A 15763-nucleotide genomic window follows, 5' to 3' on the forward strand; every position below is an offset into this window, starting at 1 on the left:
CACAATGAAAAAATCGTGCCAACTTTACAAGCTGTTGTTTTACAAAGGGGATGAAATCATACATTGCACAAAAAGCGTGGCAATGATGTCGTGTTGCACCAGCATGGAGCACCATTTTGGTGCGCTTCGTTTGGGTCAACTGACGGGGAGATATTAAGCGTAAATTCTGACGAAAAAACAATCTTCCATTAACGGTTGTGTGAGGTGATTATTACAATTTATTCACTTTTGCACCGTCTCAGGCAAAAACTGTGCACCATAAATGTGCAAAACCCTCACCAGAGGCGAGGGTTTGACAGGAAAGTCTTATGGATTACTCGATGTTAGATTCGATAAACCACAGGAACTGATCCAGGTCGCGGGATGCGGCGGTGAAGATGTCTGCGGTATCTTCATCCTTGGCTTCGCTAATCGCTTTGCGCACGTCATTGGCCACAATCGCGTAGCGGTCCGCCAGCTCTTTCAGGTGATCCTGAACAGTGTGGATATCCAGCGGGTAGCTTTTCAGCGGCGTTTTGCTGTTGATCACCTGCGTGGTCCCAAGCGCGACACCACCCAGCTGAACGGCACGTTCAGCCATCGTATCGAGGTGTGTCACCAGTGCTGTGCGGAAGCCATCCAGCATTTCATGGACGGCAATAAAGTTTGCACCGCGCATATTCCAGTGGGCCTGTTTGGTGATCAGCGAAAGATCGATGAACTGGATCACCTGGCGATTCAGCAACTCAATGGTCGCTTTTTTGTCGCTATCCGATACATCGTTACGGGTATAAAGCAGATTAGACGCTTTCGTTTTCACCAGTTTAGCGGTACTCATAATCTCATATCCTCTTGATGTTTATGTCCCAGGTAATTACGGAACTAAGTATAGCACCGGATTTTTTCTCTGCGGTCTGGCTGTGCCTATCGGTTTAATAGCAAGAAGGAGGTTGATAATTTAATTCATTGAAATTAATAGATAATTTTAAAATTGATACAGATCAATCTTAATTCGCCTGGAGGGGAATGGGTGGGGAAGGATATTTCGGTTATATGACAAACTATGTAAGAAATTATAACGGATGGCATTCTGGCCTTTATTCTGCATGGCCGTGAAGCCATGCAGAATATATGGCATTAGCCGATGTCGATTTTCTCAACTTTAGGTTCAGGGCGCATGGTGAGCGTTGACCCCATTGACGCCGCGATAATTGAGCAGAGCGCCAGCGTCTGGGTAAACGTCAGCGTTTCGCCCAGGAACACCATCCCGGAGATCGCCGCAAGGGCGGGCTCCATGCTCATCAGAGTGCCAAATATGCGCGTCGGCAGACGCGTCAGGGCAATCATCTCCAGAGAATAGGGGAGTGCCGTTGAAAGAATAGCGACCGCCAGCCCGATGGGCATGACTGACCATTGCCAGATAGACTCCGTGGCCTGCGCCATACCGATCGGCACAAAAACGATAGCCGCAATCACGGAACCCAGGGCGACCGTTGCCGGGCCATGCTCTTCACCCGCTCGCTGCCCGGTGAGTATATAGACAGCCCAGCAGGCTCCTGCTCCCAGCGCCAGCGCTGCGCCCGTGAGATCAATCTCAGAGACATTCTGGCCGAGCGGCAGCAGGAACCATAAGCCCAGAACGGCCAGCACGACCCAGATAAAATCCACCGGACGACGTGATGAGAAAAGCGCGACCGCCAGCGGGCCGGTAAACTCCAGCGCGACGGCAATCCCCAGCGGGATGGTCTGGATGGAGAGGTAGAACATATAGTTCATTGCCCCGAGGGACAGACCATAAAAAAGCAGAGGAAGACGTTGCTCTTTTTTGAAGCGCAGACGCCAGGGTTTGAAGATGACGACCAGTATCGCCGTTCCCAGCACGATACGCAGGGCTGTTACCCCGGGCGCACCCACCAGTGGAAAAAGCGATTTTGCCAGCGAAGCACCGCTTTGGATGGACAACATGGCAATAAGTATGACGGCTACCGGCAACCAGACCGACGACGTGCGGGATAACCCAGGCATCCTTTCTCCTGTCAGCTAATGTCAAGTGGAGTAAAGGTTGCAGTGTAAAGGAAATATACAGCTACGGTTGAGACTACGTTGAAAAAAAAGACCTGTGAAATCCGTAAAATGGTCAAGCGCTGGTGGATTTATCACCTGAAAGATTAGGAATAATCTGGATGAATGTAACGGCGCAGACGCGCAATATGGGCGTTTAGTAGGAAAAATCGCATGTGATTTGAAAGAGTTAGCTGAGGTTGGAAACGTTCTGTTACAGGAAAGGCCTCATTAGACATCACGAATCACAAAGAGTTTCGCAAATTTTTTTGATATATTTAAAACTTACGGACTTACTTGAAGCACATTTGAGGTGGTTATGAAAAAAATTGCATGTCTTTCAGCACTGGCCGCTGTACTGGCTGTTTCCGCAGGTACCGCTGTAGCTGCTACTTCTACTGTAACTGGTGGTTACGCTCAGAGCGATATGCAGGGCGTGATGAACAAAACCAACGGTTTCAACCTGAAGTATCGTTACGAGCAGGATAACAACCCGCTGGGCGTGATCGGTTCTTTCACCTACACCGAGAAAGATCGTACTGAAAACGGCGCATACAACAAAGGCCAGTACTACGGTATCACTGCTGGTCCAGCTTACCGTCTGAACGACTGGGCGAGCATCTACGGTGTTGTAGGTGTTGGCTACGGTAAATTCCAGCAGACCGAAAACCAGGGTCTGAACCGCACTGCAAGCAACAGCGACTACGGCTTCTCCTATGGCGCAGGCCTGCAGTTCAACCCAATCCAGGACGTGGCTCTGGACTTCTCCTATGAGCAGAGCCGTATCCGCAACGTTGACGTTGGCACCTGGATCGCGGGCGTAGGTTACCGCTTCTAATCACTTCGGTGAGCTAATAAAAAATCCGCCCAATGTGGCGGATTTTTTTTTTAGCTTTTCCCTCTCCTTGTGGGAGAGGATCAGGGTGAGGGCATCAGACCGCACGAGACCGCACAGCTTACTTATTCTTAATATCAAAAATATCGGTACCCAGATGGTTATAGTCAACTTTCTGTAATTTGAAGTTGGTAACGTACACTGGGGGCGCTTTCTTGTTGGAGATAAACGGGTAATCATTTTTTATCTCTTTGGCCTTAATCCCCGTCCACTGCGAGAAGAACTGCAGGAAATCATTCGCCGAGCGCCGCGCTTTGATAACGCGATGCGTTTTATCATCACTCGACAGCACCATAAACGGCACCTGGAAATTTTGCTGGAACTGGTCGTCGTGCGCCAGATACTGCACTTCTTTGCCACGCTCTTTAAACGCCAGCCCGTGATCAGAGAAATAGACCACAGAGAAGCTTTCGCCCGTGTTGCGCAGCTGATCGTAAAGCTTGCTGAGCAGCTCGTCGGTTTGCGTCATGGTATAGAGATAGCAAGAGGTCTCTTTCGACTGCACAAACTCCGCGTATTTACCGCCAGTGCGATCGCAGGCCTGCGGGTGCGATCCCATCAGGTGCAGAACAATCAGCTGCGGCTGGGTGCGCGGGGTAGCAAAGACCTGCGCCGTCATCTTCAGCAGCGCCTCGTCTTTGGTGTTTTTGTCGGCTTCAAAATCGCCGCTCTTCAGGAACTGCACTTCGTCAGCACGCTTAGCAATACTGGCGATGGCGGTGTCGTATTCGCCAATTTGCCCCTGATTGGAGAACCACCAGGTCTGAAAACCGGCGCGGTTGGCCAGCGTGACAAAATTATCCTGAAACTGAGGTTTGCCATCCACCACGCGGTTCAGCGTCAGGCCGAGCGATTTCTGCGTCGAGCCGCTGGCCGCCACATAATCGGTAAACAGGGTGCCGTTGACAGAGCTGGCAAACGGTGTGTTATTCCAGTGCCCGCCAAATGCGCCCAGCGCGTCGCGACGTGCGCTCTCGCCAATCACCACCACATAGGTATGGTATTTCGGCTTAACCGCCAGCACGTTCCAGGTGTCTTTCATATTGGAAAGTTCAGCCATGCGCGCCTGCTCGTCGAGAACCTCTTTATTGTTCACGACGACGTCTTTAACGAAACGGAACACCGGATAGCCCGTATCTTTCAGCTTGAACACGCCGCCCCAGGCCAGGTTTTGCACCGGCGCAACGAAAAACGTCCCCACGCTAAACGCCAGGCACAGAGACTCCATTTTTCCCCATGATCTCTTCGCGTCTGCTTTGCGACGAACCGCGATGACGCCAAGCGCAAAGATAAAGAGGCCGACGACGTAGCTGTACCAGGGGAAGATCGTCAGGATCTCCGTCGACTCTTCCATATTGGTGGAGTGCAGCGCCAGCAGGGTGTTGAAGTTTGGCGCGCCGTAGGCCTGGCCAAACGGGAAATACATCGCAGCAATCAGCGAACAGACCCCTACCAACGCTTTCTGCACGCGCGGGGCCGCTCGCCACAGCACATGCAGGATGCAGGTGAAAGCCACTGCATAAAGCAGGCTGAAGGGATAGCCGAGCGCAAAGTTAATCAGCAGCGACTGCAAAAAGTAAAATCCCGTCCACGGGCTTAAGGCCCGGCTGCGGGTAACGATGGTATCTATCAGGGTTACATTCATAGGTCACTATCACAAAAACGCCATGTGCTCACCCTGGCGCCAAGGGTCAAAGCCTGCCGGACAGTGCGTGGAAAGGGAATGAGAGGTCCGCTTCAGCGAGCCGCAAATTGTGCAGGGCTGCAAGAAGATAGTGCGAGCGTGAATTAAGGTCAACAGTTGCTAAACAGATGTTTTGCGAAGGGGGCTGCAAATCCGCAAAAATTATCGGGAATTGGTCAGTTTACAGCGGAAGTGTGACAGAAAAATGAAGCGGCGTACCGCAACGCCGCTTAGTGGGAAGGTTTGTCGTCCTGATGCGGTTTGTTGTTAAACATATCGCACAGCATGTTCAACAGCATTAAGCGCACTTTAAAAGGAGAGTGGGTAAACACGGTCATGCACCTCTTGAATTCGTTCATGAGACCTCCTGATGTTTGATCCCTTCGATCCGTGAAGGGTGACTGCATTACATACAGATATAGCACAGGCTATATTGTATAGCTATGGCTATTTCGTTAATTTTTTGTGCTTGTGGAGGGATGGTTTACAATGTGCGCTCTCGATACCGGGCGCTGGAAGCGTCACCCCAATGAGGAAGTACAATGAACCGTCGCGCAGGTAAGCCAACCATTAAAAAAACGACGCAACTGGTGAATGTTGAAGAACATGTCGAAGGTTTTCGCCAGGTCCGTGAAGCGCACCGGCGTGAACTGATTGATGATTATGTTGAACTGATTTCCGATCTGATCCGCGAGGTTGGGGAAGCGCGTCAGGTCGATATGGCCGCCAGGCTCGGGGTTTCGCAGCCAACGGTCGCTAAAATGTTAAAACGTCTGGCCTCGGTAGGCCTGATCGAAATGATCCCCTGGCGCGGCGTGTTTCTGACGCCGGAAGGGGAGAAGCTTGCGCAGGAGAGCCGCGAGCGCCATCAGCTCGTCGAGAACTTTTTGCTGGTGCTGGGCGTCAGCCCGGAAATTGCCCGTCGGGATGCGGAAGGAATGGAGCACCACGTTAGCGAAGAGACGCTGGTGAAGTTTCGCGAATTTACCCTTAAATATGGTCCCTCCGCTGAATGAAAATCCCTGGACTGCAGGCCCTGTCACGCGATCGTTTCTTCCATCTCTTATTAATCATTGGCGCCGGGTTAAGCCTGTTTGTGCCGTTTGCGCCACAGGCCTGGTCTGCGGCGATTGACTGGCGCACCATCATCACCCTGAGCGGGTTAATGATGCTGACCAAAGGGGTCGAGCTGAGCGGCTATTTTGACGTCCTGGGGCGTAAAATGGTGCGCCGTTTTGCCACCGAGCGCAGGCTGGCCCTGTTTATGGTGTTCTCCGCCGCGGTGCTGTCGACGTTTCTGACCAACGATGTGGCGCTGTTTATCATCGTACCCCTCACGCTCACCCTGCGTAAGCTTTGCGAGATCCCGGTCAGCAGACTGATCATCTTTGAAGCGCTCGCCGTTAACGCCGGTTCTCTGTTGACGCCCATCGGCAACCCGCAAAATATTCTTCTCTGGGGACGTTCCGGTCTGTCATTCGCCGCCTTTACCTGGCAGATGGCGCCTCTGGCGCTGGTGATGATGTTGTCGCTGCTGGCGGTCTGCTGGTTCGCGTTTCCGGATAAAAAGCTGCAATACCATAGCGGGACCACGGGCCCGCAGTGGCAGCCGCGGCTGGTCTGGAGCTGCCTCGGGCTGTATATCGTCTTTCTGTTCGCCCTGGAGCTGAGGTATGAGCTGGCGGGCGTCCTGCTCGTCGCCGCGGGCTTTGTCGTGCTGGCGCGGCGCGTGCTGGTGAGCGTGGACTGGACGCTGCTGCTGGTCTTTATGGCGATGTTCATCGACGTGCATCTGCTTATTCAGCTTCCGGTGCTGCAAAACGTTCTGCACAGCGTCAGCACGCTGTCGCAGCCGGGGCTGTGGCTGACGGCGATTGGCCTGTCGCAGTTTATCAGCAACGTGCCTGCCACCATTCTGCTGCTTAACTACGTTCCGCCGGACACGCTACTGGCCTGGGCGGTGAACATCGGTGGGTTTGGGCTGCTGCCCGGCTCCCTGGCAAACCTGATCGCCCTGCGCATGGCCAATGACCGTCGCATCTGGTGGCGCTTCCACCTCTGGTCGATCCCGATGCTGCTCTGGGCTGCGGCGATCGGTTTCGGACTATTCCTTCTCATATAGTGCGCAATTTGTCAGTTTTTCCTGGCAAATGTATAGCAACGTCCTAGCTTTAGTGAACGGCATAGTGTGATGCCGCTCACTGACAGGACCGTTGCTGAATTATGGCAGAAGAACAAAATCCACCTGCTGACGAGCAGGATAAAAACAATAACGAGCGTAAACGCCCGGGCAAAAAACCGTTAATTATCCTTGGCATCGTGGTCATCGTGATGGTGATCGTGGCGCTGGTCTGGTGGTTTTTAACCCGCAACGAAGAGACCACCGACGACGCCTTTACCGACGGCGACGTGGTGACCATTGCCCCCAAAACGGCGGGCTACGTTACCGAGCTTCGCGTGCGGGATAACCAGCGCGTGAAGAAAGGGGATGTGCTGGTGGTGATCGATCCTCGCGATACCACCGCCCAGCGCGATCAGGCTCAGGCTCAGCTTGGGCTGGCTATCGCGCAGCTGCATCAGGCCCAGGCGCAGCTGGCGCTCTCAAAAGTGCAGTATCCCGCCCAGCGTGACGAAGCCAAAGCGCAGGTGTTGAAAGCGCAGGCCGATCTGGCGAACGCGCAGGCAGAGTACCGGCGCCAGCGCGGCGTCGACCCGCGCGCGACCACCCAGCAAAGTATTGATTCTGCGAACGCTCAGCTGCGCAGCGCCCAGGCTGGCCTTGCCAGCGCACAGGCGCAGCTGGAAGTGGCGGAGCAGGTACAGCTGCAAATCCGCCAGCAGGAGACCAACGTCGAAGCCCGCGAGCGTCAGGTCGAACAGGCGAAAGCACAGCTGGAAACGGCCAATCTGAACCTCTCTTACACCGAAGTCCGCGCCCCGTTCGACGGCTTTGTCACCAAACGCAACGTGCAGCCCGGCACGCTGGTTCAGGCGGGCACCGCGCTGTTCTCGCTGGTCTCCCCGAACGTGTGGGTGGTGGCGAACTTTAAAGAGTCCCAGCTTGAGCGCATGAAGCCCGGCGATAAGGTTAGCGTCTCCGTGGATGCCTGGCCGGATATGGAGCTTGAAGGCCATATCGACAGCATCCAGCAGGGCAGCGGCTCGCGCTTCTCCGCCTTCCCGTCGGAAAACGCCACCGGTAACTTTGTGAAGATTGTTCAGCGCGTACCGGTAAAAATCGTCATTGATAAAGGTCTGGATCCGAACAAGCCGCTGCCGCTGGGGCTGTCGGTTGAACCGAAGGTCACCGTGGAATGACGGATCATAGCCACGATAACTGGAAGCCCGCCAGTAACCCGTGGGCGGTGGCGATTGTCGTCACCCTGGCGGTGTTCATGGAAATTCTGGACACCACCATCGTCAACGTCGCGCTGCCGCACGTGGCGGGGTCGCTCTCGGCCAGCTACGACGAATCCACCTGGGTACTGACAAGCTACCTGGTGGCGAACGGCATCGTGCTGCCCATCTCGGCGTTCCTGAGCCGGCTCTTTGGCCGCAAGCAGTTCTTCCTCATTTGCATCGTGATGTTCACCATCTGCTCGTTCCTGTGCGGCATCGCCACCGAGCTGTGGCAAATCATCCTGTTCCGCGTGATGCAGGGCTTCTTTGGCGGCGGGTTGCAGCCCACCCAGCAGTCGGTGCTGCTTGACTACTTCAAGCCGGAGGACAGGGGCAAAGCGTTTGGGCTTTCCTCCATTGCGATTATCGTCGCGCCGGTGCTCGGCCCGACGCTGGGAGGCTGGATCACCGACAACTACTCCTGGCGCTGGGTGTTCTTTATCAACATCCCGGTGGGGATTGTGACGGTGCTGGCGATCTACCAGCTGCTGGAAGATCCGCCGTGGGAGAGCAAATCAAAAGAGAAGCTGACCATCGACTGGACGGGGATCGGCCTGATCGCCCTCGGTCTGGGTTGTTTGCAGGTGATGCTCGACCGGGGCGAGGATGACGACTGGTTCTACTCGAACTTTATCCGCACCTTCGCGGTGCTGACGCTGGTCGGCATTATCGGCGCAATCTACTGGCTGATGTATGCCAAAAAGCCGGTGGTGGATCTGCACTGCATGAAGGACCGCAACTTCGCGATCTCCAGCCTGCTGATGGCGGGGATGGCGATGATCCTCTACGGCAGCTCGGTGGTGATCCCGCAGCTGGCGCAGCAGGATCTGGGCTATACCGCCACCTGGTCCGGGCTGGTGCTCTCGCCCGGCGCGGTGCTGATCGTGCTGACCATCCCGCTGGTACTGAAGCTGATGCCGGTGGTGCAGACGCGCTGGATCATTGCCTTTGGCTTTACCTGCCTGGCGGTGTCGTTCTTCTGGTCGCGCACGCTGACGCCGGATATTGACTTCGAAACCCTGGTGCTGTTCCGCAGCGCCCAGTCGATTGGTCTGGGGTTCCTGTTTGTGCCGCTCACCACCATCGCCTTCATCTCGATACCGAGACGGCTCAACGCCGATGCGGCGGCGCTGTTTACCATGTTCCGCAACGTGGCGGGGTCCATCGGGATTTCACTCTCGACGGCGGCCATCACCGAGCGCGCGCAGGCGCACAGCGCGCATCTTGCCTACCACGCCTCGCCGTTTAACGAGCAGTTCCAACTGGCGATTCGCGAAAGCGCCCAGGCGATCCAGAACTTCACCACCCAGGTGGGCGATCCGACCGGGATTGCCACCGGGCGGATGTACCAGACGATGATCGAGCAGTCCCGCTTCCTGGCCTACATCGACGTCTTCACTATCCTGAGCGCGGTGGCCTTGTTACTGATTCCGTTTTGTTTGTTGCTCTCGCCGGTTAAGAGCGAGGGGAGTGCAGGAGCACACTGATGATACACAGACGTTTACACCCCCTGATGATAATGATGCTGCTGGTGGGCTGCGCCGTCGGGCCGGACTACCAGCAGCCTGCGCCACCCGCCGTTACGCACTGGAACGATAAGGGCGACAGCGCGGTAAAATCGCAAACCACCTCCGCCGCGACCAATCCGCGCTGGTGGAAAACCTTCGGCTCGCCGCAGCTCGACAGTCTGGTTGAACGCGCCATCGCCGGAAACCTGACGCTGCAGCAAACGGTACTGCGCATTGCCGGGGCGCGTGAACAGATTAACCAGGCGGGCGGGGCATTTTTCCCGTCGGTGAACGGCAATCTGCAGGCGACGCGCCAGCAGCTCGGGCTGGAAGGGGAGCTAAAATCCCACGGCGTGTACGACCAGCTGGATAATGTCGACCCTGAACTCAGAGGCGCGCTGGGACCGCTGACGCAGCCGATTAACCTTTATCAGGGCAGCTTCGACGCCCAGTGGGAAATCGACCTCTGGGGCAAGGTGCGCCGTCAGGTGGAAGCCGCCGAGGCGCAGCAGAAGGCCGCCATCGAACAGCGTAACGATGCGCTGGTGTCGCTGGAAGCGGAAGTGGCGCGCGCGTGGCTCCAGCTGCGCGGGGCGCAGAGCATTATCGCTACCCTGAACACCCAGATTAAAAGCGCGCAGCAGACGCTGGACCTGACCGAAAGCCGCCAGCGCGGCGGGCTGTCACCGCAGATGGACGTGGAAAACGCCCGGGCGCAGCTGGGCAATCTTGAAGCCCAGCTGCCGCAGTATCAGGCCCAGGAACGCCAGGCGATGAACGGGCTGGCTATTCTGCTCGGCAAGCCGCCGGGGGCGCTGGATAGCGAGCTGCAATCAGCGCAGCCAATGCCCGCGCTGCCGGATATCGTGCAGACTGGTATACCGTCCACGCTGGCGCGCCGCCGTCCGGACGTGCGCGAAGCGGAGGCCAACCTTCATGCCGCCACGGCGCAGATTGGCGTCTCGGTGGCCGAGCTGTTCCCGAGCTTTACCCTCTCCGGACAGTTTGGCCTGCGCAACAGCGAATCCGGCTGGCTGACCGACTGGAGCAGCCACTTCTACAGTTTCGGCCCGCAGGTCTCCATCCCCATCTTCCAGGGCGGTCGACTCGTCTCCAGCGTGAAGCTGGCGCGCGCGCAGCAGGGCGCTGCGGTACTGGACTATCGCCAGACGGTGCTGACCGCGCTCGGCGATGTCGAAAATGCGCTGGTGAGCTATCGCACCGACCAGCAGCGTGAAGCGGGCCTGGCGAAAACCATTGATGCCCTGCAAAACGCCTTTGACCTGGCGAGCGACAGCTATCGCCAGGGGATCGCCAGCTTTATTGACGTGCTGGACGCCCAGCGGCAGCAGGCGCAGGCCGAGCAGCAGCGCGCGCAGGCGCAGGTACAAAGCGCTCTCGATCTGGTGGCGCTCTACAAGGCGCTCGGCGGCGGCTGGGAGCCGTATCAGCAGGTGCAGCTCCCGGACTACAGCGTCTTTGGCGACGCCCCGCGCGGATAGATTCAGAGGATTGGGCAAGAAACGGACAGGAACGCCACATTCGCGATGGCTGAGGGGCGGGTATAACTATCGGGTACCCAATCGACATGCGAGGATTATCTTATGCGTTATCAAAAACTGGGCAACACCGGTCTGTTCGTTTCTGAACTGTGCCTCGGCACCATGACCTTCGGCGGAGAAGGCGGCATGTGGGGCAAGATTGGTCAGCTCCAGCAGAGCGAAGCAGAACAGCTGGTGGGCCGCGCGCTGGACGCGGGTATCAACTTTATCGATACCGCGGACGTTTACTCGGAAGGGCGCTCGGAGGCGATCCTCGGCCAGGCGCTGAAAAACCTGAAAATCCCGCGCGAGAACGTGGTGGTTGCGACTAAAGTATTTGGCGAAACCGGGACGGCAGGAGTGAACTCGCGCGGCAGCTCGCGCTATCACATCATCAGCAGCGTGAAGGAGAGCCTGCGCCGCCTGCAGCTCGATCATATCGATCTCTATCAGCTTCACGGTTTCGATCCGGCCACGCCGATTGAGGAGACGCTGTATGCGCTGGATAACCTGGTGCAGCACGGCCACGTGCGCTACATCGGCGTCTCGAACTGGGCGGCGTGGCAGATTGCCAAAGCGCTGGGCATTTCCGAGCGACTCGGGCTGGCGCGTTTTGCGTCATTGCAGGCGTACTACACTATTGCCGGACGCGATCTTGAGCGCGAGCTGGTACCGATGATGCAGAGCGAAGGCGTCGGGCTGATGGTCTGGAGCCCGCTGGCGGGCGGCCTGCTGAGTGGAAAATATGGTCGCGACGGGCAGAGCGAAGCCGGTAGCCGCCGTCTGGCGTTCGACTTCCCGCCGGTGGACAAAGATCGCGCCTTTGACTGCGTGGACGTGATGCGCGTGATTGCCGAAAGTAAGGGCGTATCCGTGGCGCAAATCGCGCTGGCGTGGCTGCTGCACCAGAAGGCGGTGACCAGCGTCATCATTGGCGCGAAGCGCGTTGAACAGCTGGACGACAACATTGCCGCCACCGGGATCCGTCTCAGCGAAGACGAGCTTCAGCAGCTTGATGCGGTGAGCGCGCTGCCGCGGGAATATCCTGGCTGGATGCTGGAGCGGCAGGGGGAGTATCGCCGCAATCAGCTCGCGCAGCAGTAACCTTTCTTTCCCCGGTGGCGCTTGCGCTTACCGGGGCTGCGTTCCCTTGTAATGACATATTAACGTTATGTCACTACACGAAATACCAATGGGCTGTTCTCTTCTTCCGCTGTTTCAGTATGCCAGCTTTACGAACGCACAGGGTGGTACCCGGGAAGAATCACTCCGGGCCAATGCGTGCGTTTCATTAATGCGCGCATCCGTGTATTAAGGATTGCCTTAATTCTCTCCAAATGATATTAATTATCATTCTTATTATAAAAATAATGGCAGTTTAAAATATCTGGCAAGGATGTGAGCTTAACGATCGATCACTTTTACGTTAGGCATGTATTAGGGAATGGGTATGAGAATTATCAAGATCTTCTGGCCGCTCACTGCGCTCCTGGCAGGGTTGAACAGTCAGGTATCACTGGCAAAATCCTCCGATGATAACGACGAGACCCTGGTGGTGGAAGCCACCGCTGAGCAGGTACTCAAACAGCAGCCGGGCGTGTCGATTATTACCAGCGAAGATATTAAAAAGAACCCTCCGGTCAACGATCTCTCCGATATTATTCGCAAAATGCCCGGTGTCAATCTGACCGGCAACAGCGCCTCGGGTACACGTGGTAATAACCGCCAGATCGACATTCGCGGCATGGGGCCGGAGAACACCTTAATTTTAATTGATGGTGTGCCGGTGACGTCGCGCAACGCCGTGCGTTATAGCTGGCGTGGAGAGCGTGATACCCGCGGCGACACCAACTGGGTGCCACCGGAACAGGTTGAGCGTATTGAAGTGATCCGCGGCCCTGCGGCGGCACGCTACGGTTCGGGCGCAGCGGGCGGGGTGGTGAACATCATTACCAAACGCCCTACCAACGACTGGCACGGTTCGCTGTCGTTATACACCAACCAGCCGGAAAGCAGCGACGAAGGCGCTACGCGTCGCGCCAACTTCAGCCTTAGCGGGCCGCTGGCTGGCGATGCGCTGACCATGCGCCTGTACGGAAACCTGAATAAAACCGATGCCGACAGCTGGGATATTAACTCCTCGGCCGGTACGAAAAACGCGGCCGGGCATGAAGGGGTGCGCAACAAAGATATTAACGGCGTTGTCTCGTGGAAATTAAATCCGCAGCAAATTATCGATTTCGAAGCCGGATATAGCCGTCAGGGGAATATCTATGCGGGCGATACGCAAAATAGTTCTTCCAGTGCCGTCACTGAAAGCCTGGCGAAATCCGGCGAGGAGACGAACCGCCTTTACCGGCAGAATTATGGCGTTACGCACAATGGTATCTGGGACTGGGGTCAAAGCCATTTTGGTGTCTATTATGAGAAAACCAATAACACCCGCATGAATGAAGGATTATCCGGTGGCGGTGAAGGGCGTATTTCGGCGGATGAAAAGTTCACGACCAATCGCCTGAGCTCCTGGCGAACCAGCGGCGAGCTTAATATTCCGCTGAATGCGCTGGTCGATCAAACGCTGACCGTGGGTGCGGAGTGGAGCCGCGATGAGCTCGACGATCCTTCCTCTACCAGCCTGACCGTGGATGACAGTGATATCGGCGGCATTTCTGGCTCGGCTGCGGATCGCAGCAGTAAAAACCATTCCCAAATCAGTGCGCTGTATATTGAAGATAATATTGAGCCGGTTCCCGGCACGAATATCATTCCCGGCCTGCGCTTTGATTATCTCAACGAGTCCGGCGGTAACTTCAGCCCCAGCCTGAACCTCTCGCAGGAATTGGGCGATTACTTCAAAGTCAAAGCGGGGATTGCCCGAACCTTTAAAGCACCAAACCTGTATCAATCCAGCGAAGGTTATCTGCTCTACTCGAAAGGCAACGGTTGTCCAAAAGATATTACATCGGGCGGCTGCTACCTGATCGGTAATAAAGATCTCGATCCGGAAATTAGCATCAATAAAGAAATTGGGCTGGAGTTCGCCTGGGAAGATTACCATGCCAGCGTGACCTACTTCCGCAATGACTACCAGAATAAGATCGTGGCCGGCGATAATGTTATCGGGCAAACCGCTTCCGGCGCATATATTCTCCAGTGGCAGAACGGCGGGAAAGCGCTGGTGGACGGTATCGAAGCCAGCATGGCGTTCCCGCTGGTGAAAGATCGTCTGAACTGGAATACCAATGCCACCTGGATGATCACCTCGGAGCAAAAAGACACCGGTAACCCGCTGTCGATCATCCCGAAATACACCATTAATAACTCGCTTGACTGGACCATCACCCAGGCGTTCTCTGCCAGCGTCAACTGGACGTTATACGGCAGACAAAAACCGCGTACTCATTCGGAAACTCGTAGTGAAGATACTGGCGGTCTGTCAGGTAAAGAGCTGGGCGCTTATTCGCTGGTGGGGACGAACTTCAATTACGATATTAATAAAAATCTGCGTCTTAACGTTGGTGTCAGCAATATCTTAGATAAACAGATTTACCGATCTTCCGAAGGGGCGAATACCTATAACGAGCCTGGCCGGGCTTATTATGCCGGTGTTACCGCGTCATTTTGATCGTAGTGTTACAGGTGTACTGCCCGCGTCAAGGCGGGCAGTGTTTAGCGGCTTAATGAATGACAGCCTGCTGTGTTACCTGCGTTTTCACCACTGATATCTAACAGCGCTCCGCGGAAGGAGGCGTTGAACATCGGCCCGTGTCCCAGGTTTGGGAAATCCCAAAAGGCGGCATTGACGCCTTTATCTTCCAGCGTGGCGAGGGTGGCATGAATTTTCGTCAGCACTCCGGCAGCATGCGTTTCCCGGTTATCGCCCGGCGTCGCCGAACCTTCCATTATCATCAGGCGCCTGGCGCAGTATTGCGACGGCTCAACCGCCGTGATGCGGCTCAGTAGCGCATCATGGCCTCTGCCCAACGACGGGCTGGCGCTGTAATACGTCCGGAAATAAGGGGAAGACAGCCATGCATCCAGCACGAACAGGCCGCCGTAGGAGTGCCCCCACAGGCCGCGACGCTGCCGATCGATATTTAATCCCTGTTCCACCTTTGGCGCTATACGCGTTTCCAGTAACTGGCGAAAGTCGTTGCTACCCCCACTCTTACGGCTAAAACGCCCGTTGCGGGTATCCGTTTTGCCGCTTTCTGCTGCTGGCGTATAGTCGTAGGCCCTGCCGTTGAGATCGAAGGGGAGGTTGGTCTGATACCCGACAGCCACAATCACCGGCGGTGATTTTTCTGCCAGCTGTTTGAGCAGGTCGTCGTTCAGGCGGTCCATAACTGCGTTGCCGTCGAGCATATATAAAATCGGGTAGCCCGACGCCGGTGCGGCTTTATTTGGCACGGCCGTCCATACCCGATAATGGCGGCTGCCATCGGCGGAGTCGAACGAGTTGACGCTGAAATGGTAAAACGCAGAGCCTTTATCGGCGATATTCGGCCCCAGTGGCTGCATATCCGGCTTTGCGAAAGCGTGCGCATTCCAGATAAGGGTGAGACCAGAAAGAAGAGTGACAAGCGCCTTGCGTGAGCGTGTTGGGCGATACTCGCGGGCATACATCTGATGTTTATTCCTTTTCCGCAGGTGACATTTTCTTTATTCAGGAAGCCTGTACAGTTGCCTGAAAGTG

At 55.9% G+C, this 15763-nt stretch carries 13 protein-coding genes; 8 read left to right on the top strand and 5 right to left on the bottom strand.

What is annotated here, in order from left to right:
• Positions 1–313: 313 nt before the first annotated feature.
• Together dps and rhtA are read right to left on the bottom strand one after the other, a co-directional pair.
• A complete protein-coding gene (gene dps, locus IB212_RS07070) occupies positions 314–817 on the bottom strand; it encodes a DNA starvation/stationary phase protection protein Dps (RefSeq protein WP_008501171.1) in 504 nt (167 codons plus the stop codon).
• Between the two features lie 299 nt (positions 818–1116).
• The gene (gene rhtA / locus IB212_RS07075; protein ID WP_041910716.1) at positions 1117–2004 is read right to left on the bottom strand and encodes a threonine/homoserine exporter RhtA; all 888 of its coding nucleotides are present in this window, start codon (positions 2002–2004) and stop codon (positions 1117–1119) included.
• A gap of 355 nt (positions 2005–2359) precedes the next feature.
• Here rhtA and ompX point away from each other — a divergent pair, with 355 nt between their 5' ends.
• Positions 2360–2878 (top strand): outer membrane protein OmpX, encoded by a 519-nt coding sequence (ompX, locus tag IB212_RS07080; protein ID WP_028012448.1) that lies wholly within the window; start codon positions 2360–2362, stop codon positions 2876–2878.
• A gap of 118 nt (positions 2879–2996) precedes the next feature.
• Here ompX and IB212_RS07085 read toward each other — a convergent pair whose 3' ends face one another.
• Positions 2997–4580: a phosphoethanolamine transferase gene (locus IB212_RS07085; RefSeq protein WP_041910715.1), complete on the bottom strand. Its 1584-nt coding sequence runs from the start codon at positions 4578–4580 to the stop codon at positions 2997–2999.
• Between the two features lie 269 nt (positions 4581–4849).
• Positions 4850–4978, bottom strand: coding sequence for a manganase accumulation protein MntS (gene mntS / locus IB212_RS07090; RefSeq protein ID WP_014831181.1), 129 nt, complete (start codon positions 4976–4978; stop codon positions 4850–4852).
• Positions 4979–5161: 183 nt separating this feature from the next.
• Between mntS and mntR the strand changes: the two genes are divergently transcribed.
• The 7 genes from mntR to iroN all read left to right on the top strand — a co-directional run bounded on the left by mntR (position 5162) and on the right by iroN (position 14692).
• Positions 5162–5635, top strand: a complete 474-nt coding sequence (gene mntR / locus IB212_RS07095; protein ID WP_008501176.1) for a manganese-binding transcriptional regulator MntR — start codon at positions 5162–5164, stop codon at positions 5633–5635.
• A complete protein-coding gene (locus IB212_RS07100) occupies positions 5632–6741 on the top strand; it encodes an anion transporter (RefSeq protein ID WP_028012451.1) in 1110 nt (369 codons plus the stop codon). Before mntR ends, IB212_RS07100 begins: the two co-directional genes overlap by 4 nt.
• Before the next feature lie 101 nt (positions 6742–6842).
• Complete coding sequence (locus tag IB212_RS07105) at positions 6843–7937, top strand: HlyD family secretion protein (RefSeq protein ID WP_041910714.1); 1095 nt, start codon at positions 6843–6845, stop codon at positions 7935–7937.
• Positions 7934–9505 (top strand): DHA2 family efflux MFS transporter permease subunit, encoded by a 1572-nt coding sequence (locus IB212_RS07110; protein WP_028012453.1) that lies wholly within the window; start codon positions 7934–7936, stop codon positions 9503–9505. Before IB212_RS07105 ends, IB212_RS07110 begins: the two co-directional genes overlap by 4 nt.
• Positions 9505–11028 (top strand): efflux transporter outer membrane subunit, encoded by a 1524-nt coding sequence (locus tag IB212_RS07115; protein WP_041910713.1) that lies wholly within the window; start codon positions 9505–9507, stop codon positions 11026–11028. The genes IB212_RS07110 and IB212_RS07115 overlap by 1 nt, the downstream gene beginning before the upstream one ends.
• 102 nt (positions 11029–11130) lie before the next feature.
• Positions 11131–12171, top strand: a complete 1041-nt coding sequence (locus tag IB212_RS07120; protein WP_041910712.1) for an aldo/keto reductase — start codon at positions 11131–11133, stop codon at positions 12169–12171.
• A 346-nt stretch (positions 12172–12517) separates the two neighbouring features.
• On the top strand, positions 12518–14692 hold the full coding sequence (gene iroN / locus IB212_RS07125; protein ID WP_120787296.1) for a siderophore salmochelin receptor IroN: 2175 nt from the start codon (positions 12518–12520) through the stop codon (positions 14690–14692).
• Positions 14693–14736: 44 nt separating this feature from the next.
• Here the strand turns inward: iroN and IB212_RS07130 are convergent, their stop codons facing one another.
• Positions 14737–15693: an alpha/beta hydrolase gene (locus tag IB212_RS07130; RefSeq protein WP_032647796.1), complete on the bottom strand. Its 957-nt coding sequence runs from the start codon at positions 15691–15693 to the stop codon at positions 14737–14739.
• Positions 15694–15763 lie beyond the last annotated feature (70 nt).

This window comes from Enterobacter sp. E12, assembly GCF_014596715.2.
GTDB lineage: Bacteria > Pseudomonadota > Gammaproteobacteria > Enterobacterales > Enterobacteriaceae > Enterobacter > Enterobacter bugandensis.